29 protein-coding genes are annotated in these 25,677 nt (G+C 59.3%); 16 read left to right on the top strand and 13 right to left on the bottom strand.

Annotation, left to right across the window (positions count from 1 at the left end; translation table 11 throughout):
- Window positions 1–14: 14 nt before the first annotated feature.
- From D1646_RS01075 to D1646_RS01090, 5 genes are all read left to right on the top strand, one after another.
- On the top strand, window positions 15–1,397 hold the full coding sequence (locus D1646_RS01075) for an MATE family efflux transporter (RefSeq protein WP_243153971.1): 1,383 nt from the start codon (window positions 15–17) through the stop codon (window positions 1,395–1,397).
- A gap of 98 nt (window positions 1,398–1,495) precedes the next feature.
- Window positions 1,496–2,044 carry a response regulator gene (locus D1646_RS01080; protein ID WP_347565099.1) on the top strand — a complete coding sequence of 183 codons (549 nt, stop codon included), beginning with the start codon at window positions 1,496–1,498 and terminating at the stop codon, window positions 2,042–2,044.
- Entirely contained in the window at window positions 1,971–2,162 is a 192-nt protein-coding gene (locus tag D1646_RS23865; protein WP_347565100.1) for a helix-turn-helix domain-containing protein, read from the top strand. The genes D1646_RS01080 and D1646_RS23865 overlap by 74 nt, the downstream gene beginning before the upstream one ends.
- 222 nt (window positions 2,163–2,384) lie before the next feature.
- Complete coding sequence (locus D1646_RS22920) at window positions 2,385–2,777, top strand: hypothetical protein (RefSeq protein WP_243153972.1); 393 nt, start codon at window positions 2,385–2,387, stop codon at window positions 2,775–2,777.
- Between the two features lie 166 nt (window positions 2,778–2,943).
- Window positions 2,944–3,363, top strand: a complete 420-nt coding sequence (locus D1646_RS01090; RefSeq protein WP_160634649.1) for a hypothetical protein — start codon at window positions 2,944–2,946, stop codon at window positions 3,361–3,363.
- 207 nt (window positions 3,364–3,570) lie between these two features.
- Here the strand turns inward: D1646_RS01090 and D1646_RS01095 are convergent, their stop codons facing one another.
- The 5 genes from D1646_RS01095 to D1646_RS01115 all read right to left on the bottom strand — a co-directional run bounded on the left by D1646_RS01095 (window position 3,571) and on the right by D1646_RS01115 (window position 7,327).
- Complete coding sequence (locus D1646_RS01095; protein WP_160634650.1) at window positions 3,571–4,098, bottom strand: hypothetical protein; 528 nt, start codon at window positions 4,096–4,098, stop codon at window positions 3,571–3,573.
- A 4-nt stretch (window positions 4,099–4,102) separates the two neighbouring features.
- Window positions 4,103–4,600 carry a pantetheine-phosphate adenylyltransferase gene (gene coaD / locus D1646_RS01100; protein ID WP_160634651.1) on the bottom strand — a complete coding sequence of 166 codons (498 nt, stop codon included), beginning with the start codon at window positions 4,598–4,600 and terminating at the stop codon, window positions 4,103–4,105.
- Window positions 4,597–5,166: a 16S rRNA (guanine(966)-N(2))-methyltransferase RsmD gene (gene rsmD, locus D1646_RS01105; RefSeq protein ID WP_347565101.1), complete on the bottom strand. Its 570-nt coding sequence runs from the start codon at window positions 5,164–5,166 to the stop codon at window positions 4,597–4,599. The genes coaD and rsmD overlap by 4 nt, the downstream gene beginning before the upstream one ends.
- 6 nt (window positions 5,167–5,172) lie before the next feature.
- The gene (gene uvrC / locus D1646_RS01110) at window positions 5,173–6,993 is read right to left on the bottom strand and encodes an excinuclease ABC subunit UvrC (RefSeq protein ID WP_160634652.1); all 1,821 of its coding nucleotides are present in this window, start codon (window positions 6,991–6,993) and stop codon (window positions 5,173–5,175) included.
- A gap of 70 nt (window positions 6,994–7,063) precedes the next feature.
- The gene (locus tag D1646_RS01115; RefSeq protein WP_160634653.1) at window positions 7,064–7,327 is read right to left on the bottom strand and encodes an HPr family phosphocarrier protein; all 264 of its coding nucleotides are present in this window, start codon (window positions 7,325–7,327) and stop codon (window positions 7,064–7,066) included.
- Window positions 7,328–7,730: 403 nt separating this feature from the next.
- Here D1646_RS01115 and D1646_RS01120 point away from each other — a divergent pair, with 403 nt between their 5' ends.
- Together D1646_RS01120 and D1646_RS01125 are read left to right on the top strand one after the other, a co-directional pair.
- On the top strand, window positions 7,731–8,207 hold the full coding sequence (locus D1646_RS01120) for a sigma-70 family RNA polymerase sigma factor (protein WP_160634654.1): 477 nt from the start codon (window positions 7,731–7,733) through the stop codon (window positions 8,205–8,207).
- The gene (locus tag D1646_RS01125) at window positions 8,204–9,649 is read left to right on the top strand and encodes a hypothetical protein (RefSeq protein ID WP_160634655.1); all 1,446 of its coding nucleotides are present in this window, start codon (window positions 8,204–8,206) and stop codon (window positions 9,647–9,649) included. Before D1646_RS01120 ends, D1646_RS01125 begins: the two co-directional genes overlap by 4 nt.
- Here the strand turns inward: D1646_RS01125 and D1646_RS01130 are convergent.
- Genes D1646_RS01130 through D1646_RS01145 form a run of 4 tightly spaced genes read right to left on the bottom strand, consistent with a single transcriptional unit; the run spans window position 9,640 to window position 13,507 of the window.
- A complete protein-coding gene (locus D1646_RS01130) occupies window positions 9,640–10,188 on the bottom strand; it encodes a hypothetical protein (protein WP_160634656.1) in 549 nt (182 codons plus the stop codon). The two genes, D1646_RS01125 and D1646_RS01130, sit on opposite strands and share 10 nt — an antisense overlap.
- Before the next feature lie 57 nt (window positions 10,189–10,245).
- Complete coding sequence (locus D1646_RS01135; protein ID WP_160634657.1) at window positions 10,246–12,615, bottom strand: endonuclease MutS2; 2,370 nt, start codon at window positions 12,613–12,615, stop codon at window positions 10,246–10,248.
- Window positions 12,616–12,641: 26 nt separating this feature from the next.
- Window positions 12,642–13,055: a barstar family protein gene (locus D1646_RS01140; protein ID WP_160634658.1), complete on the bottom strand. Its 414-nt coding sequence runs from the start codon at window positions 13,053–13,055 to the stop codon at window positions 12,642–12,644.
- Window positions 13,056–13,057: 2 nt separating this feature from the next.
- On the bottom strand, window positions 13,058–13,507 hold the full coding sequence (locus tag D1646_RS01145; RefSeq protein WP_160634659.1) for a MerR family transcriptional regulator: 450 nt from the start codon (window positions 13,505–13,507) through the stop codon (window positions 13,058–13,060).
- Between the two features lie 114 nt (window positions 13,508–13,621).
- Here D1646_RS01145 and D1646_RS01150 point away from each other — a divergent pair, with 114 nt between their 5' ends.
- Window positions 13,622–14,755, top strand: coding sequence for an aldo/keto reductase (locus D1646_RS01150; protein WP_160634660.1), 1,134 nt, complete (start codon window positions 13,622–13,624; stop codon window positions 14,753–14,755).
- A 74-nt stretch (window positions 14,756–14,829) separates the two neighbouring features.
- On the opposite strand, the gene D1646_RS01155 is transcribed toward D1646_RS01150, so the two are convergent.
- From D1646_RS01155 to D1646_RS01170, 4 genes are all read right to left on the bottom strand, one after another.
- Window positions 14,830–15,528: a PilZ domain-containing protein gene (locus D1646_RS01155; protein WP_160634661.1), complete on the bottom strand. Its 699-nt coding sequence runs from the start codon at window positions 15,526–15,528 to the stop codon at window positions 14,830–14,832.
- Window positions 15,529–15,554: 26 nt separating this feature from the next.
- Window positions 15,555–16,487, bottom strand: a complete 933-nt coding sequence (locus tag D1646_RS01160) for a diguanylate cyclase (RefSeq protein WP_160634662.1) — start codon at window positions 16,485–16,487, stop codon at window positions 15,555–15,557.
- A 301-nt stretch (window positions 16,488–16,788) separates the two neighbouring features.
- Window positions 16,789–17,637 carry an aminotransferase class IV gene (locus tag D1646_RS01165; protein ID WP_160634663.1) on the bottom strand — a complete coding sequence of 283 codons (849 nt, stop codon included), beginning with the start codon at window positions 17,635–17,637 and terminating at the stop codon, window positions 16,789–16,791.
- Between the two features lie 64 nt (window positions 17,638–17,701).
- Window positions 17,702–18,286 (bottom strand): phosphatase PAP2 family protein, encoded by a 585-nt coding sequence (locus tag D1646_RS01170; RefSeq protein ID WP_160634664.1) that lies wholly within the window; start codon window positions 18,284–18,286, stop codon window positions 17,702–17,704.
- A 132-nt stretch (window positions 18,287–18,418) separates the two neighbouring features.
- Here D1646_RS01170 and D1646_RS01175 point away from each other — a divergent pair, with 132 nt between their 5' ends.
- The 8 genes from D1646_RS01175 (at window position 18,419) to D1646_RS01210 (ending at window position 25,676) form a co-directional block, all read left to right on the top strand.
- Window positions 18,419–19,510 carry a hypothetical protein gene (locus D1646_RS01175; protein ID WP_201754503.1) on the top strand — a complete coding sequence of 364 codons (1,092 nt, stop codon included), beginning with the start codon at window positions 18,419–18,421 and terminating at the stop codon, window positions 19,508–19,510.
- A gap of 312 nt (window positions 19,511–19,822) precedes the next feature.
- Complete coding sequence (gene purE, locus D1646_RS01180; RefSeq protein ID WP_160634665.1) at window positions 19,823–20,317, top strand: 5-(carboxyamino)imidazole ribonucleotide mutase; 495 nt, start codon at window positions 19,823–19,825, stop codon at window positions 20,315–20,317.
- The gene (locus D1646_RS01185; RefSeq protein WP_160634666.1) at window positions 20,314–20,790 is read left to right on the top strand and encodes a hypothetical protein; all 477 of its coding nucleotides are present in this window, start codon (window positions 20,314–20,316) and stop codon (window positions 20,788–20,790) included. Before purE ends, D1646_RS01185 begins: the two co-directional genes overlap by 4 nt.
- A gap of 23 nt (window positions 20,791–20,813) precedes the next feature.
- A complete protein-coding gene (purC, locus tag D1646_RS01190) occupies window positions 20,814–21,524 on the top strand; it encodes a phosphoribosylaminoimidazolesuccinocarboxamide synthase (protein WP_160634667.1) in 711 nt (236 codons plus the stop codon).
- 161 nt (window positions 21,525–21,685) lie between these two features.
- Window positions 21,686–23,110, top strand: coding sequence for an amidophosphoribosyltransferase (locus D1646_RS01195; protein ID WP_160634668.1), 1,425 nt, complete (start codon window positions 21,686–21,688; stop codon window positions 23,108–23,110).
- A gap of 132 nt (window positions 23,111–23,242) precedes the next feature.
- Window positions 23,243–24,310 (top strand): phosphoribosylformylglycinamidine cyclo-ligase, encoded by a 1,068-nt coding sequence (purM, locus tag D1646_RS01200; protein WP_160634669.1) that lies wholly within the window; start codon window positions 23,243–23,245, stop codon window positions 24,308–24,310.
- A complete protein-coding gene (gene purN / locus D1646_RS01205; protein ID WP_160634670.1) occupies window positions 24,307–24,948 on the top strand; it encodes a phosphoribosylglycinamide formyltransferase in 642 nt (213 codons plus the stop codon). Before purM ends, purN begins: the two co-directional genes overlap by 4 nt.
- Window positions 24,945–25,676, top strand: coding sequence for a hypothetical protein (locus D1646_RS01210; protein WP_160634671.1), 732 nt, complete (start codon window positions 24,945–24,947; stop codon window positions 25,674–25,676). Before purN ends, D1646_RS01210 begins: the two co-directional genes overlap by 4 nt.
- The last annotated feature ends 1 nt before the right edge of the window (window position 25,677 follow it).

A 25,677-nucleotide genomic window follows, 5' to 3' on the forward strand; every position in this document is an offset into this window, starting at 1 on the left:
AGGGAGGATTTTTTATGAATGTTGACACAGTAACTATTTTCGAAAAAGCGCCAGTTCCCAAAGCGGTACTGAAAAACGCCGTTCCCGCAATGGCAGCTATGCTGATGGTGTTAATCTACAATCTGGCCGACACCTTCTTTATTGCCCAGACCCACAACGATATCCTGGTGGCCGCAGTCTCCCTGACAACTCCCGTCTTTCTCCTCTTTATGGCAGTAGGCAACATATTTGGTATCGGCGGCACCTCGGTCATCTCTCGTTCCCTAGGCGGAGGCCGGACCGAGTACGCAAAAAAGGTGTGCTCATTCTGTATGTGGGGGTGTGTGGCGGCAGGGATTGTCATTTCGACCTCCTTCCTGGTTTTTATGGAGCAGATTCTGACCGTAATTGGGGCCAGCGCGGACACCTGGGAGGCTTCAAAGACCTACTTGACCATTGTTTCTCTGGGTGGTCCCTTTGTTCTGCTCTCCAACTGCTATTCCAACATTCTCCGGGCAGAGGGGCAATCCAACAGGGCCATGGCCGGACAGATTTTAGGAAATCTGATAAATGTGGTGCTGGACCCTGTCATGATCCTTGGATTCAACTGGGGCATCGCCGGCGCGGCTGCCGCTACGGTCATTGGAAATATGGTGGGGGCCGGATACTATTTCTGCTATTTTCTGCGGGGTCAGTCCACCCTCAGCATCCATATCAGGGATTTTTCCTTGAAGGATCGGATATGTTCCGGGGTCCTGGCCATTGGCGTCCCTGCCTCTCTGAGGTCTTTGATGATGAGCGTGTCCCAAATCATCGTCAACGCACAGATGGCAGCCTATGGAGATATGGCGCTGGCGGGGATGGGCGTAGCCATGAAGGTGACCATGATGACGGGGATGGTCTGCATCGGCTTTGGTCAGGGCGTTCAGCCGCTGCTGGGCTACTGTGTGGGAGCGCGGCTGTGGGGACGCTTTCAGGGAATCATGCGCTTCTCCATCCTCTTCTCCCTGGGGCTCAGCGCAGCCATGACAGGGCTGTGTTATCTGCTCCGGGACTCCATCATTCAGATATTTCTGACGGAACCGGCCTCCTTCGACTATGCCACCTCCTTTACCGGCATCCTTCTGACCACCAGTTTCCTGTTCGGCATATTCTATGTGCTGACCAATGCCCTACAGGCTATGGGGGCGGCGGTTCAGGCACTAATCATCAACCTCAGCCGTCAAGGGATTATTTACATCCCGGCCCTGTTTCTTTTGCAGGCCGCTCTGGAGGCAAGGGGGCTGGCCTGGGCGCAGCCTGTGGCCGACTTGCTCTCCACGGCCCTGGTCGTACTGCTGTACTGGTGGACCTCACGCACTTTGATGACGGCAGCCAATGGCCCAAAATTTTTAATTCCATCCTTTTCTTTTAAGTAAATTTTGAGTTGCTCCTCTATACTGGGAAATGAACCCAACCCCCGGACAGGAGGTACAGCCGCGAAGGGCGGATTGCCTGATTTTCAGGAGGAAACACAATGCGGATTTTAGTTGCGGACGACGAGCCACAGATGACCATGGTATTGGAAGCCCTGCTCAAACGGGAGCATTACTCCGTGGATGTGGTCTCCGACGGACAGGAGGCGCTGGACTATGGTCTGGCAGAAAATTACGACTGCATTATTCTGGACATTATGATGCCCAAGCTGGACGGCCTCCAGGCTCTGCGGGAGCTGCGGGCCAACCACATCGCCACACCGGTGCTGCTGCTGACGGCAAAAAGCCAGGTGGAGGACCGGGTGGCCGGACTGTACAGCGGGGCGGACGACTATCTGCCCAAGCCCTTTGATAATCGGGAATTTATTGCCAGAGTCCGGGCCCTGACCCTCAGGAGCTGCAAGTACACCCCCCAACATTCTCACTGCCGGAAATGTGACCCTGGACTGCTCCACCTTTGGACTGAAGTGCGGCTCTTCCTGCGTCCGGCTGGGCAGCAAGGAATTTCAGCTGTTTATGCGGCAGACAGGGCGGCTGATCTCCACGGAGCAGTTTATGGAGCACATCTGGGGCTACGACAGCCAGGCTGAGATCAACGTTGTCTGGGCCTATATCTCCTATCTCCGGCGAAAGCTGGAGGCTGTGGGCGGGAACCTTCAAATTACCGTGCGCCGGGGCCAGGGGTATCTGCTGGAGGTGACCACATGATCCCTTCCATCCGCCGCAAATTTATTGTAATCGCTATGGTCTCCATGATTGGAACCATGACTGTCCTCTGTGCCGCCATTGGCGCCAGTAATTACTACGCAACTGCAAACCGGATGGACAGGGGCATTTTTATTCTCTATCAGAACGGCGGAACCTTTTTCCCTCCCGGCTCCCACTCCGACCCCTCCGATTTTAATTTTCAGGTTACGCCGGAGACGGCCTTTGAAACGCGATATTTTATTGGAGACGATTCAAGAGGACGCGGCAGAGGTATTTTCCATCAGCGAGATTGCCCAAGCCAGTGCGGACACCTTTCAGCCGCTGGCCGAGGCGGATGGAAAATCCCTGACGGCGGAGATCCGCATCAGGGGCGTTCAAGAGAATTTTTTCCGCCTGTTCTCCATCCTGCTGGACAATGCCGTTAAATACTGTGACCCCGGGGAACAATCCAGCTGTCCCTATCCATACGGGGACGGAATATCTGTATCTCCGTCTCCAACCCCTGCGCAGGGGTTGACACAGCCCAGCTCTCCCGCTACTTTGACCGCTTCTACCGGGCAGACTCCTCCCGCGCCCGATCCACCGGAGGTTACGGCATCGGCCTGTCTACCGTAAAGGCCATTGTCGCCCGGCACAAGGGCCGTATCTCCAACCGCTATGCGGACGGGCTAATCACCTTTACTGCGGCAATCCCGCAGATGAGCTGACCGCTCCTGTGTTGATATATTGCCGGACGCTCCGGCGGACCCAACAATTTAATTGCAGAAAGGATGAAAGAACTATGAGCATAACCATCAGCGCAACAAGCTACTTCATTAACCCCCAACAAAGCACACGCACCTCCGGTGAGGAGAAGCAAACTGCCAAGGCAGGCAAGACTCAGTACAGCGCGGTATCCGCCAGCCTGGACCAGGTAAACATGGGCCAGGAGGGAATTGCCATCGCCGAGGTCAGCCGCCAGCAGGGCACGGAACAGTCCCACAGAAACAGTCCGCTTTCCCCCAATATGAACACCGTGGAGATCAGTGCGGAGGGCAGAGCCGCCAGCACTAAGCTCCAGAAGCAGTCCGCTGCGGCAGCGGAGCAGTATGAGCTCGAGGACCTGTCCCAATACACCGATACCGAGTTAAAGCAGATGTATTACAAGGGTGAAATAACCCGCCAGGAGTATGAGGGGGAAACTGGCATACTGCTGGAGTAATCCTTTTTGCGGCATATCACCTTGTTTACATGGCCCTCTTCCCTCTCAAACGGCAGACGCTCCCCTGGAGGGTCTGCCGTTTGCCGTCTTGCAGTATGGCCCTTCCAGGGGCTGTAGGGTTCAGTTGTGCGTATTCCACACCGCCATTTCTCCCACAAAAAAATCAGGAAGCTCTCCATTTGAAGAGCTTCCTGATTCTTATGTTACCTAATGCTCATCTGCCGCTGCGTCGTACACAGGCCGCGCCCCTGGAGCCGCAGGCTTTACCGTTGTGCTCGCCGCCGCAGCAGCCCGGAACCGGGAACGGGACTGCTTGATCTCATTATAGGCCTCGGCCACCGCCTCCTCGGTACGGCGCAGGGCGTCCTCGCAGTACTCGTTGGCGGAGCGCTTCAACTCCCGGCTGCGCTCCTCGGCCTGGCGCATCAGCTCGTTGGCCCGCTGGCGCGCCTGGAGCGCCACCGTATCCGTGGCCAGCATCTGCTTGGCCTGGTCCTGGGCTGTGCGGACAATGGCCTCCGCCTTCCGCTTGGCCTCCTGCTCCATCTCCGCCCGGCGGGCCATCATTTTCCGGGCCTCGGTCAGCTCCATAGGGAACTGGCTGCGGATATCGTCGATCAGGTCCAGGGCCCGGTCCCGCTCAATGATGCACTTGTCATTGGTGAAGGGGGCGTTCTTCGCCTCGTCGATTATCTCAAAGAGCATATCCAACAGTTCTTCCACTCCGCTTGCCATCGCTTCAGCCTTCCTTTCCTTCCATCTCTCTCATGCGCCGGTTTACATCGTCCACGATCTCCCGGGGGACCAGCCCTGTCAAGTCCGTCCCATACCGGGCCATCTCCTTTACAATGGTAGAGCTGAGATAGGTGTATTTTTCGCTGGACGCCAAAAACATGGTCTCCAGCCTGGGGTTCAGGTGCCGGTTGATGACCGCCATCTGCACCTCCTGCTCAAAGTCGGATACCGCCCGCAGTCCCTTCACCACCACGTGGGCGCCCCGCCGCTTGGCGTAGGCCGCCAGCAGCTCGCTGGAGAAGTCCACCTCCACGTTGGGAAAGCGCTCGGTGGACTTCCGCAGAAGCTCCACCCGCTCCTCCGGGCTAAACATCCCCTTCTTCTTGGAGTTTACCATCACACACACGATCACCTTGTCAAAACAGGCGGCCGCCCGCTTGATGATGTTCAGGTGTCCCAGAGTCACCGGATCAAAGCTGCCCGGATAAATGGCTGCACTCATCGATTCACGCTCCCGGCCCGGCGGCAGACCGTCAGCTTGATCTGTCCATACCGGTACTCCCGCCCCGCCTCGTAAGGGGGCTCCAGCGCGGGGAGGGTCCACTCCATCCCGCTTTCGCACACTATTATACCATATTCCCGGAGAATGTCAAATCTCGCAATCTTCTCCAGGCACTGCTTCAGCAGATCGGTTTTATAGGGCGGGTCCAGAAAGACGATATCAAACCGCTCCCGGTTCAGGCAGGAGGTGAGAAAGGCCTGGGCCTCCCCCTGGACAAACCGGGACCGGTCCTCAAAGCGGCACAGCTTGATGTTCTCCCGCACCAGGGCGGCGGACTCCTTCCGCTGGTCCACAAAGGTACAGTGCTCCGCCCCCCGGGACAGGGCCTCCAGACCCAGCTGGCCGGTGCCCGCAAAGAGGTCCAGAACCCGCCGGCCCTCCAGCTCAAACTGGATGATGTTGAACAGGGATTCCTTCACCTTGTCGGTGGTGGGCCGGGTATCCACGCCCTGAGGCTCCCTTAATTTGCGGCCCCTGGCGGAACCGGAGATAATACGCATTTCCATCCTCCTTTACTGATTGGATTGAAAATAGTTGTACACCGCCTGAGCGGTATTTTTCGGCACGGCCTCCTGGAGCTGCTCCAGGGTGGCCCCCTTAATGGCCTTCACCGTTTTAAAATGCTTCAACAGCTGCTGGCGGCGCTTCTCCCCCACCCCGGGTATTTTGTCCAGGACGGAGGTTTTTACGTGCCCCGCCTGGAGCTGGCGGTGGTACTCAATGGCAAACCGGTGGGTCTCCTCCTGGATCTGTCCCACCAGGGCGAAAACAGCGGGGACCGACTGGATTCCAATCTCCCTGCCGTCGGGGCTGACCAGGGCCCGGGTGCGGTGGCGGTCGTCCTTCACCATGCCGTAGGCGGGAATGTCCAGGTTCAGCGTCTCCAGGACCCGGGCGGCCACCTTCACATGCTCGTGGCCGCCGTCGATGAGGAGCAAATCCGGCTTGTCCGAAAATTTCTCGTCCCCGTCCAAATACCGGCGGAACCGGCGGGTCAGGACCTGCTCCATGGAGGCGTAGTCGTCGGGGCCGTCCATATCCTTCAGCTTGAACCGGCGGTAGTCCCGTTTCAGGGGCTTGCCGTCCACATAGACCACCATGGAGGCTACAATGTCGCTGGCCCCCGTGTTGGAAATGTCGTAGGACTCCATCCGCCGGGGGGGCTGCTCCAGGCCCAGCAGCCGGCCAAAGACCTCCAGCAGCTTGTTGCGCCGCTCCTCCCGGGTCGTGGCCCGCTCCACCTCTTCCCGGGCGTTCTGGTTGGCCAGCTTGATTAAATCCATTTTTGCCCCCCGCTGAGGGGTCACCAGCTCAACCCGGCAGCCCACCTGCTCTGACAGCATCCGCATCAGGGGCACCTGGTCGGGCAGCTCGCAGGGTGCCAAAATCTGTCTGGGCAGACGGGTCCGGCCCACGTAGTACTCCCGCAGCAGCGAGGACAGCACCGCCCCCTCCTCCTCCTCCATGGGAGTTTCCAGCAGGTCGAAGTCCTTGGCGGCCAGCTCCCCGTCCACATAATGGAGGACCACGAAACAGCTCTTGGCCGTCCCCCGGAAGAAGCCGGTAACGTCGGTGTCCGCCAGGGAGCCGGCAATCACCTTCTGCCGCTTGCCCAGCAGCTCGATGGCAGCGATCCGGTCCCGGAGCTGGGCGGCCTGCTCAAACCGCAGCTCCTCCGCCGCCCGCTCCATCTCTGCCGTCAGGTCCCGCTGCACGTCCTTAAAGCGGCCCTCCAGCAGGGACACCGCCTGGGCAATAGCCTGATCGTGCTGCTCGCGCAGCTCCTCACCCCGGCAGTAGCCGTCGCACTTGCCCATGTGGAAATTGAGACAGGGCCGCTCCTTACCAATGTCCCGAGGAAACTTCTTCCCGCAGGAGGGCAGCCGCAGGGCAGAGCGCAGGGCGTCGATAATGCCCTGAGTACTGTGGCGGCTGGCGTAGGGGCCAAAGTACCGGGCGCCGTCCTCCGCCGCCTTGGCCGCCAGGGAGAACTTGGGGTAGGCCTCCCGGGACAGGCGGATATAGGGAAAGCCTTTGCTGTCCTTGAGAAGGATATTGTACCGGGGCTGGTGACGCTTGATGAGAGAGCACTCCAGTACCAGGGCCTCAAATTCGCTGTCGGCAATAATGACGTCGAAGTGGTCGATCTGGGACACCATGGCCCGGGTCTTCTCGGTGTGAGAGGCAGAGTCCTGAAAGTACTGGCTCACCCGGTTTTTCAGCGCCTTGGCCTTGCCCACATAAATCACGGTGCTCTGGGCGTCCTGCATGATATAGACACCCGGTTTCAGCGGCAGACTGTGGGCCTTCTCCTTCAATCCGTCAAAGGTCACGGTACCCCTCCTCTCTTGGGGAATATCAAAAAAGGCACCGCTGCGCGGCGCCTTTCATGTTTCGCGGTGTTTACTCGGAGAAATCGGAAGAAATCATTTTGTAGAGGGCCTCGACCGCTTCCTTCTCATCCGGACCATCAGCAATCAGCTTGATAGGAGTGCCCTTTACGATGCCAAGAGACAGAACGCCCAGCAGACTCTTTGCGTTGACCCGGCGCTCCTCCTTCTCAACCCAGATGGAACTCTTGAACTCGTTGGCCTTCTGGATGAAAAATGTAGCGGGTCTGGCATGGAGACCGACCTGGTTGTTTACGACGGCTTCCTGACTATACATATCGCGTACCTCCGCCCTATAATTAGGATGTGTGCTTAGCATACCAGATTTATCCCGGTTTCGTCAATGGACAATTGCACAAATATTACTGCAATTTTAGCTGAATTTTACGGCTGTTCTATGGGATTTCACTCTACTTTTTCCATTTCCCGCCGGAAACAGGCATTGTTTCCAGTATTCCACAGCTTTTTCTCAACAAAACGCCGGGGAACATCTCCCCCTGCATTTTCGTCATTTTCACTTCATTTTCACCGCCGTTCCGGTGCGCTTCTGTCCAAAATGGAGGTCCTGTGTTTCTTTTTGCTGTCTGCTGTGAGAAAATCAAGGGAGGACAAGAAAAAAACTCCCATTTTGTGACCTCTGCCCTGGCGGATTCGTTTTATCTGTGAAAGGAGGTTGAGTAATGAAACAACCCATCAGCCCGTCCCAGCTTGAAGCGGCCTACGACGCCTATGGCGCTGCGGTTTACCGGCTGGCCATGGTCTTTCTCAGGCAGCACGCCGATGCGGAGGACATGACTCAGGAGGTCTTTTGCCGCCTGTTTGATCGCTCCCCTGCCTTCACAGATGAGGAGCACAAAAAGCGGTGGCTCCTTCAAGTGACGGCCAACCTGTGCCGGGACCAGCTGCGGAGCTTCTGGCGCAGACAGGTCACGGAGCTGGAGGACACCCTCCCCGCTGCGCCTCCTCAGGAGCTGGAAGCCCTTAGTGCGGTGCTGGGCCTGCCGGAAAAGTACCGGCTGCCAATCCATCTCCATTATTACGAGGGCTACTCAGTGGCGGAGATTGGGGAAATCCTCAAGCTGGGCCAGTCGGCAGTCAAAATGCGGCTGAAGCGGGGCCGTGATTTGCTGAAAATCGAATTGGAGGTGTCCCCATGAACATCAACGACTACCGCCGGGGAATGGACCACATCGCCCCGGCTCCGGAATTGAAGGAGCGTATTATGAACAACTCAAGCCCAAGAAAACATGTCCCGGTCCGCCGGGCGGTCAACCTCCTGCTGGCGGCGGCCCTGGCTCTGGCCTGCCTGTGTACCGTGGCTTTGGCCGCCAGCCCGGAGCTGCGCACGGCAGTGCTGTCCTTCTTCCGCATGGAGGAACGGGAACAGGTGCCCAACAGCAGCGCCAATCCGGAGGGCCCCGACATCAGCCAGGCGGAGATCGGCCAGCTGGTCAAGGCCCAGTATGTCCGTCTGGATGACTACGGGTACGGCTTCTCCGGCGGCCTGGTCAACTACCTGACCTGGAGCAACGACTTCCAAACTCTTCTGGATGCCAAATTCTGGGAGATCAAAGGCAACGAGATGGTCCCGGTTGAGGTAGATTTGAAGACCGCTCCCATTGACATCACATTCAAGGGCATCCACTATCAGGGGGAGTTCTGGTGGTTCGTCCGGGACGGGCAGCTGTGCTACTTTACCGGGGAGAACAACTACAGATACGATGAAAACTCAAAGGCTGGTAGGCCGCTTTGGCAGCTCAATTCTATCCCCGACCGCACCGATGCGGTGTTGCTCTATCTAAACCGAGGAGGATGGACGGATCTCGCCAGTTACCCCTTCCTCTATCACCTGGACACCGGGGAGGCGGAAGATATTCTGGCGGGCACCGGCGTGGATGAACTGGAGCATTGCGCCAATCCCTATATCTGGAGAGAGGATATGCGGCGAGTATTAATCCAGTCCGGGTCCGGCTTGGACGAGGATATGAATTGGAACGTCGATACCTTGCTGTGCAACTTGGATGACGGCACGCTGGTCAAACTGGACGAGCTGGCAGGACTGGAAGCCTCCCTCACCTTCCTGGAGGGGAACACGCTGCTTGTCTACGACTGCACCCGAAATGAAGAGGGAGTTGTCCAGGAGTTGGCAACCTATACCTATGATATTTCCACGGGCCACCTGGACCTCCTTTTGGATTGGTCCCCTAATTACATAAGTAAGCGCGAGGGACTGTTCTGTCTCGAGTACGGAGTATGTCTTGACATCTCGAAAACGGGGCAGGTCCAGCTCATCGACCTGAGAACCGGGGAACGCACTCCGATAGAGGGTTTCACCTTTCAGGACGGGGACGACTTCATGCCAAATTCCTCCGGAACCAAGCTGCTGTATTACTCCCCGGACTACTCCATCGACAGAGGCTTGGGTATCTCCAAACTCGGCGTAATCGACCTGGAAGCACGCACCTTCATCGCCTTCGACCGGGAGGGCTACGAGAAGCTGGATGAATACACCATTGATTGGTACGACGACAACACAGTGGGCATTCGCGCCCAGACCCAGGACGGCGAGACATATTATATGCTTTTGTATCAGTTCTGAGCTTCTGCGGCTTCCTTCCTCCGCCTGCGGAAAGCCCATAGCCCATACGCTCCAATGTAGCACAGCCCAACGCCCTGTCCAACGAAGGCGATTTTCCGCGCCCGGTCCAGGCCGCGCTGGAACTCCTCCTGGCTCTGGGGTCCCTCTCCCTCCTGGAAAAAGTGATAGCCCGCGTTCCGGACCATACCCAGGATGAAATTGGGTTTGTCATAGGCCCGGTAGACCTGCCGCCGGACGTGCTCTTTGTTTTCCACCGCCCGCTGAGCCTCCCGCTGGGACATCCTGCCCTCCCGGAAGCTCAGTCCGCTGCCGTCCACCGCCTCGTAGAACACATAGTGTTTGTCAACGCCCTTTCCCCGGGCTTGACATTTGTACGCCTCAAACTCTATGACCCCCAGATCCTCATAGCCCTCTGCGCTGTACCAGGAGCTGGGAACCATAAACAGCAGAATGGTCATGGGAAGGAACAAGCCGATGAGGAACGTAATGGCCAGCATTTCCTTTTTGGAATACACTCGTTCCTGTTTCTGTTTTTTCATCCGTTTTCTCTCTTTCAACCCAGTTCCCGCCCTGGACAGGGCGGGAACTGTCTGCATTTATTTCAGCTCCGCCACGGTGACACCGTCCTCCCCCTCGCCGTAGCGGCCAGGGCGGAAGGACTTTACATAGCGGCTGCGCTTCAAATAGGTGCGCACGGCGGAACGCACCGCACCGGTGCCCTTGCCGTGGACGATGGTCACCGTCTCCAGCTTGCCCATCATGGCGGTGTCCAGAAAGCGCTCCAGGACAATGAGGGCCTCGTCGGTCATCATCCCCCGCAGGTCCACCTGGGAGGGAACAGCGGCAGTGCGAATGGTGTGCTCCGCCTTGGCAATGATGCGGCGGACGTCCTTCTGGGCCGGGGTCTCCCCCTCCACCACCCGGACCTCCTCCTGCTTGGCGGAAATCTTCAAAATCCCCGCCTGGAGCTGGAGAACGCCCTCCTTGTTCACCGACAGCACCGTGGCCCTGGTACCCATGGACACCAGCTCCACCGTGTCCCCCGCCTTGGCGGGACGGGATGGGGGCGGGGCCTCCACCTCCGGCGCGGAGCCTCCAATGTTCCGCTCCGCCTCGTTGAGCAGCCGCCGCGCCTCCGCCCGACCGTCGTTCACCTGCTGCCAGTCCAGCCGGTCCTGCTGCTTTTTCAGCTCCTTCAGCTGGGAGATGGCTAGGTCGCTGGCCGCTCTCGCCTCCTCGATGATGGCCCGGGCCTCAGCGTTGGCCTTCTCCACCACCTTAGCCCGCTCCGCCTCCAGCTTCTCTCGGTACTCCCGGGCCTTCTCCGCCGACTGCTCCATATCCAGCTTCAGCCGCCGGGCCTCGGCACGCTCCCGCTCCATCTCCTGGCGCTGCTGGTCCAGGCGGGTGAGTACGTCCTCAAAGCGTACATTCTCCGCGTCCAGCCGGGCGGCGGCTTTTTCGATGATATACTCCGGCAGACCCAGCCGCCGGGAGATAGCAAAGGCGTTGGATTTGCCCGGGATACCCAGCACCAGGCGGTAGGTGGGGGCCAGGGTCTCCACGTTGAACTCACAGCTGGCGTTCTCCACCCCCGGGGTGGTCATGGCGTAGACCTTCAGCTCGGCATAGTGGGTGGTAGCCGCCACCTGAGCCCCCATCCCCCGGGCGGACTCGATGATGGCGGCGGCCAGAGCGGCCCCCTCCACCGGGTCGGTGCCCGCCCCCAGCTCGTCAAAGAGGATGAGGGTATCGCCGTCCGCCTCGTCCAGAATGCCCACGATGTTGGTCATGTGGGAGGAGAAGGTGGACAGAGACTGGGCGATGGACTGCTCGTCTCCGATGTCGGCCAGCACCTTGGAGAAGACCCGCACGGTGGAGTCGTCCCTGGCGGGGATGTGCAGGCCACACTGGGCCATAAGGGTGATGAGCCCCAGGGTCTTCAGGGTCACCGTCTTGCCGCCGGTGTTGGGGCCGGTAATGACCAGGGTGTCAAACCGCTCCCCCAACTCCAGGTCGTTGGGGACCGCCTTCTTCTGGTCCAGCAGGGGGTGCCTGGCCCCCCGCAAGTGTAAATACTTGTCAGATAATTTCGGCTCGATACACTCCAGCTTCAGCGACAGCTTGGCCCGGGCAAAGATGGCGTCCAGCCAGATCAGCAACTGATAGTCCTCGGAAATGTCTGTTTTGTGGGCGGCGCACTGGGCGGACAGCTCGGCTAAAATCCGCTCGATCTCCTTCTTCTCCTTGGCCAGCAGCTCCCGCAGCTCATTGTTGGCCTTCACAACCCCCATGGGCTCGATGAAGAAAGTGGAGCCCGAGGAGGACACATCGTGGACCAGGCCGGGAATGGCGTTTTTATGCTCCGACTTCACCGGCACCACATACCGGTCGGATCGGATGGTGATGATGGACTCCTGCAAGTACTTGGACTGGTTGGAGGAGATCAGCTTCTGCAAAATGTCCCGCACCTTGGACTCGGTAGCCCGCATATGGCGGCGGATGGCGGCCAGCTCGGGACTGGCGGAGTCGGCCAGCTCGTCCTCCCCCACAATGGAGTTGGTAATGGTATCCTCCAGAAAGCGGTTGGGGGTGAGGGCGTGGAACAGATGGGAGATGGGGGTCTTCTCCTCCCCCGCTCCGTAGTCGGCGGCAGTGCGGGCCGCCCGGAGGACCGCGGCAATCTCCAACAGTTCCCGGGTGTTCAGACTGCCCCCCATGTCCGCACGCTGGAGACTGGCAGCTACCGGCTTGATGCCCGCAAAGCCGGGGGTCCCCCGAAGAACCAGCAGCTTGACCGCGGCGGTGGTCTCCGCCTGGGCCCGCTTCACGTCGTCCATGTCGTCCATGGGACGCAGGGCCAGCGCCCGCTCCCGACCCTCTTCGGTGACGGCACACCCGCTCAGCAGCTCCAGCACACGGGGCAGCTCCAGGGTTGCCATGGATTTTTCAAATAAATCACTCATTGGCTTGTTCTCCATTTTTGATTATTCTATGTCTCATCGTCGAGGCTCAAGCTGTGGTCATAATCATCCTCTTTATCCAAAATCTCATTGACCAGCAGTTCAAATAATGTGGGCCCCTCGCCGTTTTGGGCAGCCCGTATATTCTTCTGGACCCACCCCCGGTTAGTGGGGTGGCACCTCTGCAGAATCCTTTCCCAATACCCCACCGTCGCCTCATAGCCGAAGTCCTGCCGGCTTTTGGCCGCGTGGGTCCAGGTAAACGCGATCTTCTCGCCGTACTCATGGACCCCGAAGCCGCCCCGCAGCAGGTCGTGGAAGGCACTCATGTTGTGACCGGTCTTCCAGGTGAGGTCTTTGGTCAGCAGCCGGTCTATCTCATCGTAAAATTCTTCCAGGGTTGAAAAGCGGACTCCATCAATTGTGATTTTGATTGCTTCCATCTTCACTGCTCCCTCTGCCACTCCTCTTTCAGCGCCCGGAAGGACTCCGGGATCTGCTCCGGGGTCAGGCTGTCGTGGACAGCGCAGGTGCCCGCCTCCTGGGCGGTCTGGTAGTACCAGCGCTTGTAGTCCAGCATCAGGAGGGTCTCCTCCAGCTGCCTCTGCTGCTCCAGCACCGACTGGCGCTGGTGTTCAATGATCTCCAGGCGGCGGTCGATGGTGGCGTCCCCCTGGCGGGAGTACTCCATAAAGTCCCGAATCTCCTTCAGCGGCATCCCCGCCTTTTTCAGACAGCCCAGCAGCTTCAGCCACTCCATATCCTCGTCCTTGAACATACGGCTCCCCCCGCTGGACCGCTCCACAAAGGGCAAAAGGCCCTCTTTATCATAGTAGCGCAGGGTAGATGGGGCCACATTCAGCTTCTGCGCCATCTCTCCAATGGTGTAAAACATGGTAATCTCTCCCCAAAAGCACTTGACTTCAAGTTTACTTTAAGTTGTATAATAAGCCTACACAGCTATCATACTCGTTGAAACCCCATCTGTCAACCGAAAGGAAGGCCAACTATGATCTACAAATCGTTCCAAGACCTGCGCCTGTCCGCGCTGGGCTTCGGCTGTATGCGCCTGCCCACCGTCGGCGGAGACCTCAACCTCGTCAATGAGGAGGAGGCCGCCAAAATGGTAGCCCGCGCCATGGAGGCCGGGGTCAACTACTACGACACCGCCTGGGGCTACCACGGCGGCAATTCTGAGCTTGTGATGGGCAAAATACTAAGCGCCTACCCCCGGAACAGCTTTTATCTGGCCAGCAAATTCCCGGGCTACGACCTGTCCAACATGGACAAGGTGGAGGAGATTTTTGACAAGCAGCTGGAGAAGTGCCGGGTGGACTATTTCGACTTCTACCTCTTCCACAACATATGCGAAATGAACATTGACGCCTATTTGGACCCTCAATACCATATCTATGAGTCCCTCATGGCCCGGAAGGCAGCGGGACAGATCAAGCACCTGGGCTTCTCTGCCCACGGCGACTATGCTACCATGGAGCGCTTCCTGACGGCCTATGGCAAGGATATGGAATTTTGCCAGATTCAGCTCAACTGGCTGGACTGGGAATTTCAGAACGCCCGGGACAAGGTGGAGCTGCTGAAGCAGTGGAATATCCCTATCTGGGTTATGGAGCCCCTGCGGGGCGGCAAGCTTGCCAGCCTCTCCCAGGAGGACGCCGCCAGACTGAACGCGCTGCGCCCCGGCGAGAAGGTCCCCGCCTGGGCCTTCCGGTTTATCCAGTCCCTGCCGGAGGTGACGGTAACTCTGTCCGGTATGTCCACCATGGAGCAGGTAGAGGACAACCTGAACACCTTCCAGGAGGAGAAACCCCTGTCCGAGGAGGAACAGACGGCACTGCTGACCATCGCCAGGGAAATGACCGGGCGCACCTCGGTCCCCTGTACCGCCTGCCGCTACTGTACGTCCCACTGCCCTCAGGGACTGGACATCCCCGACCTGCTGGAGCTGTACAACGAGTTCACCTTCACCGGCGGCGGCTTCATCGCCCCCATGCGGGTGGGCCAACTGCCCCCGGAGAAAAAACCCAGCGCCTGTGTGGGCTGCCGCAGCTGCGAGGCGGTGTGCCCTCAGCAGATCAAGATCTCCGAAGCTTTCACGGACTTCTCTCAAAAGCTGGGTCTGTAGGGCGGAGGCTCCCAAGCCGCCTTAAATTCCTCAACTTCCACACAAAAAGACACGCCCTCGGGCGTGTCTTTTGATTATCGCTGTTTGCGCTGCAAATCGAAGATGATCTGTAAAATGCGCTCCTCATCCGATGAGTTCAGGCGGAGGAACTGACAGCCATACTCGAAATAGTCGTGTTTGCGCTCTAAAATGCGCAGAATCTGGCAGAAGATCAGGGAGGACTCCAGCTCCTGCAGCAGCTTGGTCTGGAGGATAAACTTGTCCCCCACGTTGTGCCGCTCCTTGGAGCCCACACATACGCCGCCCACACTGAGGTTCAAAATCTTACAGGGTTCCTCCTTATCGCTGAAGCTGCCCATGGCGGTCATTCCTGCGTCGATATTGGTGTCAACCCGGAAAAAGGCGCGGTCGTTGCTCCGCTTGACCAGCACCAAATTCTCCGCCTGCCACAGTCCGTTGGGCTCGGTGCGGATGGTCCCCTCCAGCAGCACTGCCTTGTTCTCCAGGCTGCTGTAGCCCCGGAGGATCACCGGCACGGGCCCCTCGGTGCCGGCCAGCAGGTTGCCATCGCTCTCAGATTGGAGCTGGGCCCGGTCTCCCCGCAGCTCTAACAGCTGGGCGGTGAGGAAAATGCGGCCGTCCTCGGAGGACACCTCCACCCGCATCCCGGAGTAAATCTCCAAATCCTCCTGCTGGGCCCTGCGCCGGGATTCCTCCGCCCTGCGCTCCTTGGCGCTCTTGCCAAAACCCTTAAAAATTTGAAACAGTCCCATAGGGCCCCTCCGGTTTTCAGATTTCATCAGACACCAGCGCCGGACTTCTCCCGCAGCTGTTCCATATGTTCGTTGGACCAGACCACTTGATTGCGTCCAAACCGTTTGGCGTCATACAGCATGGTATCCGCGATTTGCAGGTAAGTATCATAGGAATCACTGTTTTGGGGAATGATAGTGACCCCACCCACGCTGATGGTGACCCAGGGGGATACCTCTGGATTGTGGGGAATGTGCCGCGCCTCCACCGCCTTACACACATCCTTCAAGTGCTTATAGGCGGAGAAGGAGTCGTTGCCCAGCAGGATCGCTACAAACTCCTCCCCGCCATAGCGGGCAAAGAAGTCGGTGTTGCGCCGGAGCATTCCGTTGACCGTTTGGGCCACCTCCAGAATGACCTTATCTCCAGCGGGGTGGCCGAAGGTATCATTGTAGACCTTAAACTTGTCAATGTCGAACATGCACAGGGAGATGGGAACCCCCAGCCGAATGGCATCCTGCCACTTAGTGCGGCAGCACAAATCATACCGCCGCCGGTTGGCCACGCCAGTCAGCTGGTCCACCATGGCCATCCGCTCCACCTGAAGCCGGTACTGATACAGCTTGATATGGGTGTTCACCCGGGCCCGGATGATGGCGTCCCGGAAGGGCTTTCTGATATAGTCCACCGCCCCCAGGGCCAGCCCCCGCTCCTCGCTCTCCAGGTCTGACAGACTGGTAATCAGGATGACCGGTGTATTCCGGGTCAGGACCTCCTCCCGCAGTTTCTTCAGCAAAGAAAAACCGTCCATCTCCGGCATGACCACGTCCAGCAGGATCAGGGAAAAATCCCCCCTCCTGACCAGCCGCAGGCCCTCCTCCGCGCTGTGGGTCACCGTAACGTCATGCTCCCCTGCCAATATGGATTTCAGCACATCGGCTTGGGTCATACTGTCGTCAATAATCAATATTCTTTCCATGTTGCCACTCCTTAAGCGGTACGGCTGCCCGCACACACTTTTTCTTGGGACCGCAGTTTCCATCCGCTCTTCCGGCGGTGGAAAGGAATGGAACATCCATAGATGCTCCAGTATACTCGTTAATACATTATATCAAATTTTTCACAAAAGCGAAAGCCCATTTTTCCATTTTGTCCCGCATCTTGTAAATTTTCTCTTTTATGCCCGTTTTTCCGGAAAACGGCCAAAAAATATCCAATGCCTGTACGGAAACTGTAAAAATACCGGACCCCCCAGTCAGGGCGTCCGGCAAATGGTTGAATTATTTGGCCGTCTCGCGCTGGAATTTGGCCAGATAGGCGTCCTGGAGCAGCTTCAGCCGCTGGGGATCCTTCCCGCCCACGGGGATGCCGTCGATGGACTCCACCCGCATACACAGGGCGCTGGAGCTGGTGACAATGGCCTCGTCCGCGTTCATCAGCTCCACCATGGAGAAGGGCAGCTCCAGTGTGGGAATGCCGTGCTCCTTGGCCAGAGCCAGCAGGTGCTTGCGGGTGATGCCGGGGAGAATCAGCTCATCGGTGGGGGCGGTGCGCAGGACGCCGTCCTTCAGAATGGAGATGTTGCTGTGGGCGCACTCGGTGACCCGACTGCCCCGGTGAAGCACCGCCTCGTCACAGCCCGCCTCCGCCGCCCGCTGGTTGGCCAGCACGCTGGGGATCAGGTTCAGGGTCTTAATGTTGCACAGCTTAAAGCGGTTGTCCTCCATGGAGATCAGCTTATAGGGGATGTCCATGGGCTTCATGGTGTGGGGCTTGACAAAGATCATCAGCGAGGGCTCCACCCCCTGGGGGAATACGTGGTTGCGGGGGCCGTTGCCCCGGGTGATCTGCCAGTAGAGGAAATGGATCGGGGCCTCTTCCGCCGCGTCCAGCACCTTTTGCAGCTCCCCCTTCACCTGCTCCCGCTCCATCTGGAAGGGAATCTCCAGCAGCCGCAGGCTGTTGTACATCCGGTCCAGGTGGTCGTCAATGGCGAAGGGGATGCGGTTGGCCGCACAGGTGGCCTCGTAGATGCCATCGCCGAAGTAGAGGGCCCGATCCCCCATGGGCACCTCCATCTCCTCCAAGGGACCCATTTTCCCATTGTAATAGCCAACATTCTTCCACATTGTTCTCTCTTCCTTCATTTTATATTTCACACACACCGGTGCGTGACATACAGTTGAGGTCTCGCTACTTATTGCCGCCCGGCCCAGAGCGACCGCCCCGGCGAAGTTCATATAACTTCAGAACAAACCCGGCACAATATATCTGCCAGACCAGCCAGGCGCACAGACTTCCAATGACCGCCCCCGCCAGCACATCGGTGGGGTAGTGGACCCCCACGTACAGCCGGGACAGCCCCATACACACCGCCAGCACCGGGGCGGCGTTCCTCCCCCATTTCCAGGGCAGCGCCCGCAGCCAGATCATTCCAGCGGCAAAGGCGGCGCAGGTGTGGCCCGAGGGGAAGGAGTGGGGGTCCCGCTCGGTCACCAGAGGAACAATGGGCCAGTCCAGCCAGGGCCGGGCCCGCTCCACCAGGGGCTTAATGGTCATATTGGTCACCAGCAGCCCCAACCCCATGGCGCACAGCGCCAGCGCCCCTGCCTTTCGGGTCGGCCGGTATGCCAGCATGAGGACAGACAGGACAATCCACAAAAGACCCGCGTCCCCCAGCTTGGTATAAACACTTACAACAGGGTCCAGCCAGGACTGGTGCAGCCCCTGGATTGCCACCAGCAGCTGACCGTCCAATTGAAGCAATCCGTCTAACATGAAAGCCTTCCCTCCGGAAATTTTTGGAGGGCGCGCCCTAGGAGATACGCCTTGACCCCTCCTGAAATCTATACTATAATAATAGAGGAATTTTTCCACAAGTCAACACTATTTTTTCGGAGGTCCATTTCCTTGAAGCAAATCCTCTGTCTGGCGAATGAGCCCTGGTCCACCCGGCTTCCAAGCCGCACACAACAATTGCTCTCCCGTATGCGGGATATTCATATTTTATACTTCTCCCCTGCCCAAAGTCCCAAGGACAGATCGTTTCGACAGCGGGGAGCCCAGGTCCGCCCCAATGTAACCGCCTTTACTCTGCCCCCCATCCCCTTCCCCATTCCGGAGCGGCACCACCTGCTGTTCCAGATGGCCTGGAACAAAATAGGCCGGTTCATTCGAAACACTGCCGACCGTCGCCGCTTCTCTGAGCCCCTGCTGTGGACAACCCATCCCCGGCACATCCACCTGCTGGATCAGTTGGAGTACAGCGCCCTGGTCTACGACTGCGACCGCGCCTGGGACGGCCCACCGCCCGCCTGGGAGGGCAGTCTGGCCCAAGCGGCAGATGTGGTCTTTGCTGCCTCCCCCCTGCTGGCCGACCGGCTGTCCCCCTGCAGCGCCAACATCGCTCTGCTGCCCAACGGCATCAATCTGCCCCTCTTCGACCCGAATATCCACCGCTTCGACCCCATGCCGGGGGTCACCGCCCCCATTCTTGGCTGGGCGGGCACCATCTGGGCCGACCTGGACCTGTCGCCGGTACTGTATGCCGCCCAGACCCGGCCCGACTGGGGCTTTCTGCTGCTGGGGGCGGTAGAGAAGGGAAATCCCTTCCTGCGCCCGCTGAACAAGCTGTCCAACGTGTATCTGCCCGGCCCCTGCCCCGCCGCCGAGGTGGCCGACTGGCTGTATCGCTGCCAGGTGCTGCTGGACCTCCAGCGTACCGAGCAGCCCTTTGACGAGGTGGTCTCTCCCCGGCTGTACGAGTACTTCGCCACAGGAAAGCCGGTGGTGTCTATGCTGTGGCCCGACCAGGTGGAGACCTTCCCGGATGTGGTCTACGCCGCCCACGAGCTGGAGGAGTTTGTCACCCTGTGTGCGCACGCTATGGAGGAAGCGCCCCATTTTGTCTCCCAACGGCGGATGGACCGCGCCGCTGAGGCCGCCTGGCCCTGCAGAAGCCTGACGGCGGAGCGCATCCTCACCACTGCGGGCCTTCTTTAGACAACTTTTTCAGCTCCTTTCCGCTCCTTTCTTGTACAAGCCTACAAAAATGCGTTTTCCTCTTGCAACACGCCGGCCTTTCCTATAAAATGGGAGCTGAATTACCAGAAAGGGGTCCACACTATGCTCCACTGTTCCGGCTTCCGATTTCAGGAGTACGACGGCCCCAATCTGCCCAAAATCATCCCCTAATCATCTATCAGGCTGTCTGGACCCTCAGATAGCCTGAAACTTTTTCTCGCCCCTTTCCCTCCGGCAGGGCGAGGATGGAACCGTCCCCTAAGCTTATTATTTTAATAAAGGAGTGCTCTTATGAAAAAAGTGGCCGTGATTATGGGTTCTGACAGCGACTGGCCGGTGGTCCAGGGGGCCTGCAAGCAGCTGGATGAGTTCGGCATCCCCTACGAGGCCCACATCCTCAGCGCCCACCGCACCCCCGCCGCCGCCGCAGAGTTTGCCAAAAACGCCCGGGCCAACGGCTTCGGCGTGCTCATCTGCGCCGCCGGTATGGCTGCCCATCTGGCCGGAGCCTTTGCCGGCAATTCCACCCTGCCCGTCATTGGCATCCCCATGAAGGGGGGGGCTATGGACGGTCTGGACGCTCTGCTGGCCACCGTCCAAATGCCCAGCGGCATCCCCGTAGCCACTGTGGCCATCAACGGGGCCAAGAACGCCGCCGTGCTGGCCGCCCAGATCCTGGCCGTATCCGACGACGCTCTGGCCGCCAGGCTGGACCAGGCCCGGGAGGAAATGGCGAAGCAGATCGCCGCAAAGGAGGCCAAGCTTCAGGCGGAGCTGCACGCATGATCGACCTGGAGAGAGGGACTGTCTCCCTGCGCATGAGCCGGCTTACGCTGGGGCCGGAGCTGACCCTGGAGGAATTTCAGGCTGGCTTTCCCTGTGAGCAAATCTGGCGCAGCTGGCGGCCCTCCACCGGCTACACCTGGTTTTATCTATGTGACAGGGTCTTTGCCGGAGACAAGCCCTTTCTCATCGACCTGTGCTTTACGCCAGACGGACAGCTGTCCATGGTCGACCTCTACCCCCACCTGCCCCGGGACGCCCCTAAAGGGGAGCCGGGCTGGTCGCCAGAGGCCGGACAGAGAAACAAACAGCTGTGTGACCGGTGGCTGGAACAGCACTGCGGGCCGGTCCTCACCCAGCACCGCCTGCACACCGACAGCCGCGCCTATCTCTGGGGAGAGCTCACCACCTACTGGGACCCCAGGGGCGGCAGCAGCGGCATCTGTCTTGGATACCACAATACAACAACATTTTAATCATTTGAAAGGATGTATTTGCCATGAAGAAACTGGAACAGCTCTACGAGGGCAAGGCCAAGAAGGTCTTTTCCACCGAGGACCCCAACGTGGTCATTGTGGACTACAAGGACGACGCCACCGCCTTTGACGGAACCAAGAAGGGCACCATCGTGGGCAAGGGGGCCATCAACAACCAGATGACCAACTTCCTCATGCAGCAGCTGGAGAAGGCCGGTGTGCCCACCCACTTTGTGGAGGAGCTGAGCCAGCGGGAGACCGCCGTGAAGAAGGTGACCATCGTCCCCCTGGAGGTCATCATCCGCAACATCTCCGCCGGCTCCTTCGCCAAGCGGTACGGCGTGGAGGAGGGCATCGTCTTTGACGCCCCCACGGTGGAGTTCTCCTACAAGGACGACGACCTCCATGACCCCCTCATCAACGACTACCACGCCGTGGCCCTGAAGCTGGCCACCTGGGAGGAAATCGAGCTCATTAAGAAGTACGCCTTCCAGGTCAACGACTTCCTGAAAAAGACTCTGGCCGAGTGCGGCGTCACTCTGGTGGACTTCAAGCTGGAGTTTGGCAAGACCGCCGACGGCACCATCATCCTGGCCGACGAGATCTCCCCCGACACCTGCCGCTTCTGGGACGCCAAGACCGGAGAGAAGCTGGACAAGGACCGCTTCCGCCGGGACCTGGGCAACGTGGAGGGGGCCTATCAGGAGATGAGCCGCCGCCTCATAGGGAAATAAGGGATGGATTTTGGTATCATCGGCGGGCAGGACGGCCCCACGGCCACTCTCGTCGGGGGCGACCCCGTGGGGGCTGCCCTTATGCTGTTGCTGGCCGCGGCTGTAATTGGTGGGGCAGTCTGGCTTTTTTGGCGCAGACATAAAAAATAAGGAGGTACCACATGGGTGGTTTTTTCGGCGCCGTCTCCCAGCGGGACGTGACGCTTGACATTTTCTTCGGAGTGGACTACCACTCCCATCTGGGGACCCGCCGGGGCGGTATGATTATCCACGACGCCAGGGACGGCTTCCAGCGGCAGATTCACTCCATCGAGAATACTCCCTTCCGCACCAAGTTTGAGAAGGACCTCTCCTCCTTCCACGGCACCTCCGGCATCGGCTGCATCAGCGACACCGACCCCCAGCCCCTGCTGGTGCGCTCCCACCTGGGGCTGTACGCCATCACCACGGTGGGCATCATCAACAACGCCGAGGAGCTGGTGGAGCGGTACTTCTCCGACCACGGCCACCAGTTTATGGCCATGAGCTCCGGCAAGGTCAACTCCACCGAGCTGGCCGCCGCCCTTATCAACCAGAAGGGTGACCTGGTCTCCGGCATCCTCCACGCCCAACAGGCCGTTGACGGCTCCCTCACCCTGCTCATTCTCACCGGCCAGGGGGAGATCATTGCCGCTCGGGACCGGGTTGGCCGTCTGCCCGTCCTCATCGGCAAAAACGATCAGGGGCACTGCGTCTCCTTCGAGTCCTTCGCCTACCACAAGCTGGGCTACGAAAACGCCTACGAGCTAGGCCCCCGGGAGATCGTCCGCATTACCGCTGACGGCTTCCAGGTCCTCTCCCCCGCCGGGGAAGAGATGAAAATTTGTGCCTTCCTCTGGAGCTACTATGGCTACCCCAACTCCAACTATGAAGGCATCAATGTGGAGGTCATGCGCTACAAAAACGGGGCGGTCATGGCCCGGGACGAGGGCAGCCGGGACACCCTGCCCCAGGTGGACTATGTTGCCGGTGTCCCCGACTCCGGCCTGCCCCACGCCATCGGCTACGCCAATGAGAGCGGCATCCCCTTCGCCCGTCCCTTTATCAAATACACCCCCACCTGGCCTCGGTCCTTTATGCCGGAAAACCAGGAGGTGCGCAACCAGGTGGCCAAGATGAAGCAGATTCCTGTCCCGGAGCTGATTCAGGACAAGAAGCTGCTCTTCGTAGACGACTCCATTGTCCGGGGCACCCAGCTGCGGGAGACGGTGGAATTTCTCTACGAATCCGGGGCCCGGGAGGTCCATATGCGCTCCGCCTGCCCCCCCATCATGTACAGCTGTAAGTACCTGAACTTCTCCCGGGGCAACTCGGACATGGACCTTCTCGCCCGGCGCACCATCCAGGAGCTGGAGGGAGACGAGGGCCAGAAGCACCTGGAGGAGTACGCCGACCCCACCTCTCATCGGGGCCAGTGTATGCTCAAGACCATCTGTGAGCGCTTCGGCTTTGACTCCCTGGGCTACCAGTCCCTGGACGGCCTCCTGGAGGCCATCGGCATCGACCGGGACAAGGTATGTACCTACTGCTGGAACGGGAAAGAATAATCCCTTACTGTAGGGCGTGACGGTCCGGCACGCCGTTTGACACAGGTATTTCCCTTTATGGCGGCGGGCCGTGGTCGTCCTGCCCTGCATACACAATTTCCAATATTTTCAATGATTGGAGGTCTTCCCCCCATGGAAAACTCTCATTCCGCCTCCTACGCCGCCGCCGGCGTGGACATTGAGGCCGGTTACAAGGGCGTACAGCTGATGAAGAAACATGTGGCCCGCACCATGATCCCCGGCGTGGTCAGCGGCATTGGCGGCTTCGGCGGCCTGTTCGCCCCCGACCTGACCGGGATGAAGGAGCCGGTGCTGGTCTCGGGCACCGACGGCGTGGGCACCAAAATCCGCCTGGCCCAGCTGCTGGACCGGCACGACACCATCGGCATCGACTGCGTGGCTATGTGCGTCAACGACGTGATCTGCTGCGGTGCGAAACCCCTGTTCTTCCTGGACTACATCGCCATCGGCAAGAATAAGCCGGAAAAAGTGGCCACTATCGTCTCCGGCGTGGCCGAGGGCTGCGTCCAGGCGGGCTGCGCCCTCATCGGCGGCGAGACGGCCGAGCACCCCGGGGTTATGGCCCCCGAGGACTACGACCTGGCCGGCTTCACCGTGGGCATCGTGGACCGGGAAAAGATCATCGACAGCGCCAAAATCCAAAAGGGCGACTCCCTTATCGGTTTGGCCTCCTCCGGGGGCCACTCCAACGGCTTCTCTCTGGTGCGCAAGGTCTTTGACATCGAACACGCTGACCTCACCTCCCCCATGGAGGAGCTGGAGGGAAAATCCCTGGGCGAGGCTCTGCTGGCCCCCACCAGAATCTATGTCAAGTCCGTCCTGGCCCTTATCGATGGCGGCGTGGACCTCCACGGGGCCAGCCACATCACTGGCGGCGGCTTCTATGAGAACATCCCCAGAATGCTCCCCGAGGGCCTGTCCGCCGCCCTCTGGGAGAAGGAGCTGCCCCGCCTGCCCATCTTTGAGCTGATTCAGAAGACGGGAAACATCCCGGAGCGGGATATGTACAACACCTTTAACATGGGCGTCGGCATGGTGCTGGCCGTCCCGGCGGAGCAGGAACAGCAGGCCCTGGACATCCTCCGGGCCGCCGGGGAGAACGCCAGCGTCATCGGCATTGTGGCCAAGGGTGATTATGGCGTTGCCATCAACCCACCACCTGCGGAGATCATCGAATGAAAAACATCGCTGTTTTAGTGTCCGGGGGCGGGACCAATCTACAGGCCCTCATCGACGCCCAGGCCCGGGGAGAATTCCTCTGCGGGGAAATCGGTATGGTGGTTTCCTCCAATCCGGACGCCTACGCCCTGGAGCGTGCCAAACAGGCAAATATTCCTGGCTACATCCTGCCCAGAAAGAATTGGGACTCCAGTCAAGCCTACACCCACGCCCTGGTGAGCCTCCTCCAGGAGATGGGCGCGGACGTGGTGGTGCTGGCCGGGTTCATGGTCATCCTCACCGATGAAATCGTCCAGGCCTACTCCAACAAAATCCTCAACGTCCACCCCGCCTTGATCCCCTCCTTCTGCGGCAAGGGCGCTTACGGACTCCACGTCCATGAACAGGCCCTGGCCTACGGCGTCAAGGTCACCGGCGCTACTGTCCACCTGGTCACCGCTGAGCCCGACGGTGGTCCCATCGTGCTGCAAAAGGCCATCGACGTCCTGCCCTGGGACACCCCAGAGAGCCTCCAGCGCCGGGTCATGGAGGAATGCGAGTGGGAACTTCTTCCGAAGGCGGTGGACCTGCTGTGCCGGGACAATTTGAAGGTGGAAGGGCGCACTGTACAAATCATAGGAGGACGTGTGATTGTATGATTGACTTAAATGACCCTATCTGGAGCGCCATCCGCAGTGCTGGAGGCTGTGTAGATCAACAACTGCGCCGTCTGCTGGCGGGAGAGGGCGATTTTCGGGAAAATATGGACGAACTGGCCGAAAATCTGGCCCACCAGCTCAGCTGGTACGACGCTACTGCCTACGTCCTGCCCCACCTGGCCCGGCTGTGCGAGACACTGAAGGCGGAGGACAAGCTCTACCTGGTCGCCCAGATCGGCCCGGCTGTCGCTGCTGAGTCACAGGTGTCCCTCTCCCCGGACACCCAGGCGTACCAGGAGTTCCACGAGGGTCTGGCCCCTCTGGCCCAGGTGGCCCGGGAGCTCTTGGAGCACCATACGGATCAGATCAAGGCGCTCCCCAAGGACCTGCCTCTGTTCTTTTCCAACTCCGCTCTGGCTCTGCTGTGGGACCAGAAACACGCCTATTACCTCTACCTCTTTGCCCCCTGGGATGAGTTTCCCGCCCTGTGCCCGGAGTGCGATTGGTACGAGGAGTGCATGGATTTCTCCCTGGAGGAGGAGCCAGAGTTTGTAACCCCGGGAGAGCTGGACGAGGAGGGCGTTTGGCTCCAGAAGCTGCTCATCGAACTGGGCGACCAGATACTGTTGCCCCGGCTGCCCTATCTCTATGGGACCTGTACCTGCCCGGAGTGCGGCGCCAGCGGTCCCCTCTGGGAGTGGATCGACCGCGCATTTGAGGAGGATTAAG

The organism is Pseudoflavonifractor sp. 60, assembly GCF_009911645.1.
Classification (GTDB): Bacteria; Bacillota; Clostridia; order Oscillospirales; family Oscillospiraceae; genus Lawsonibacter.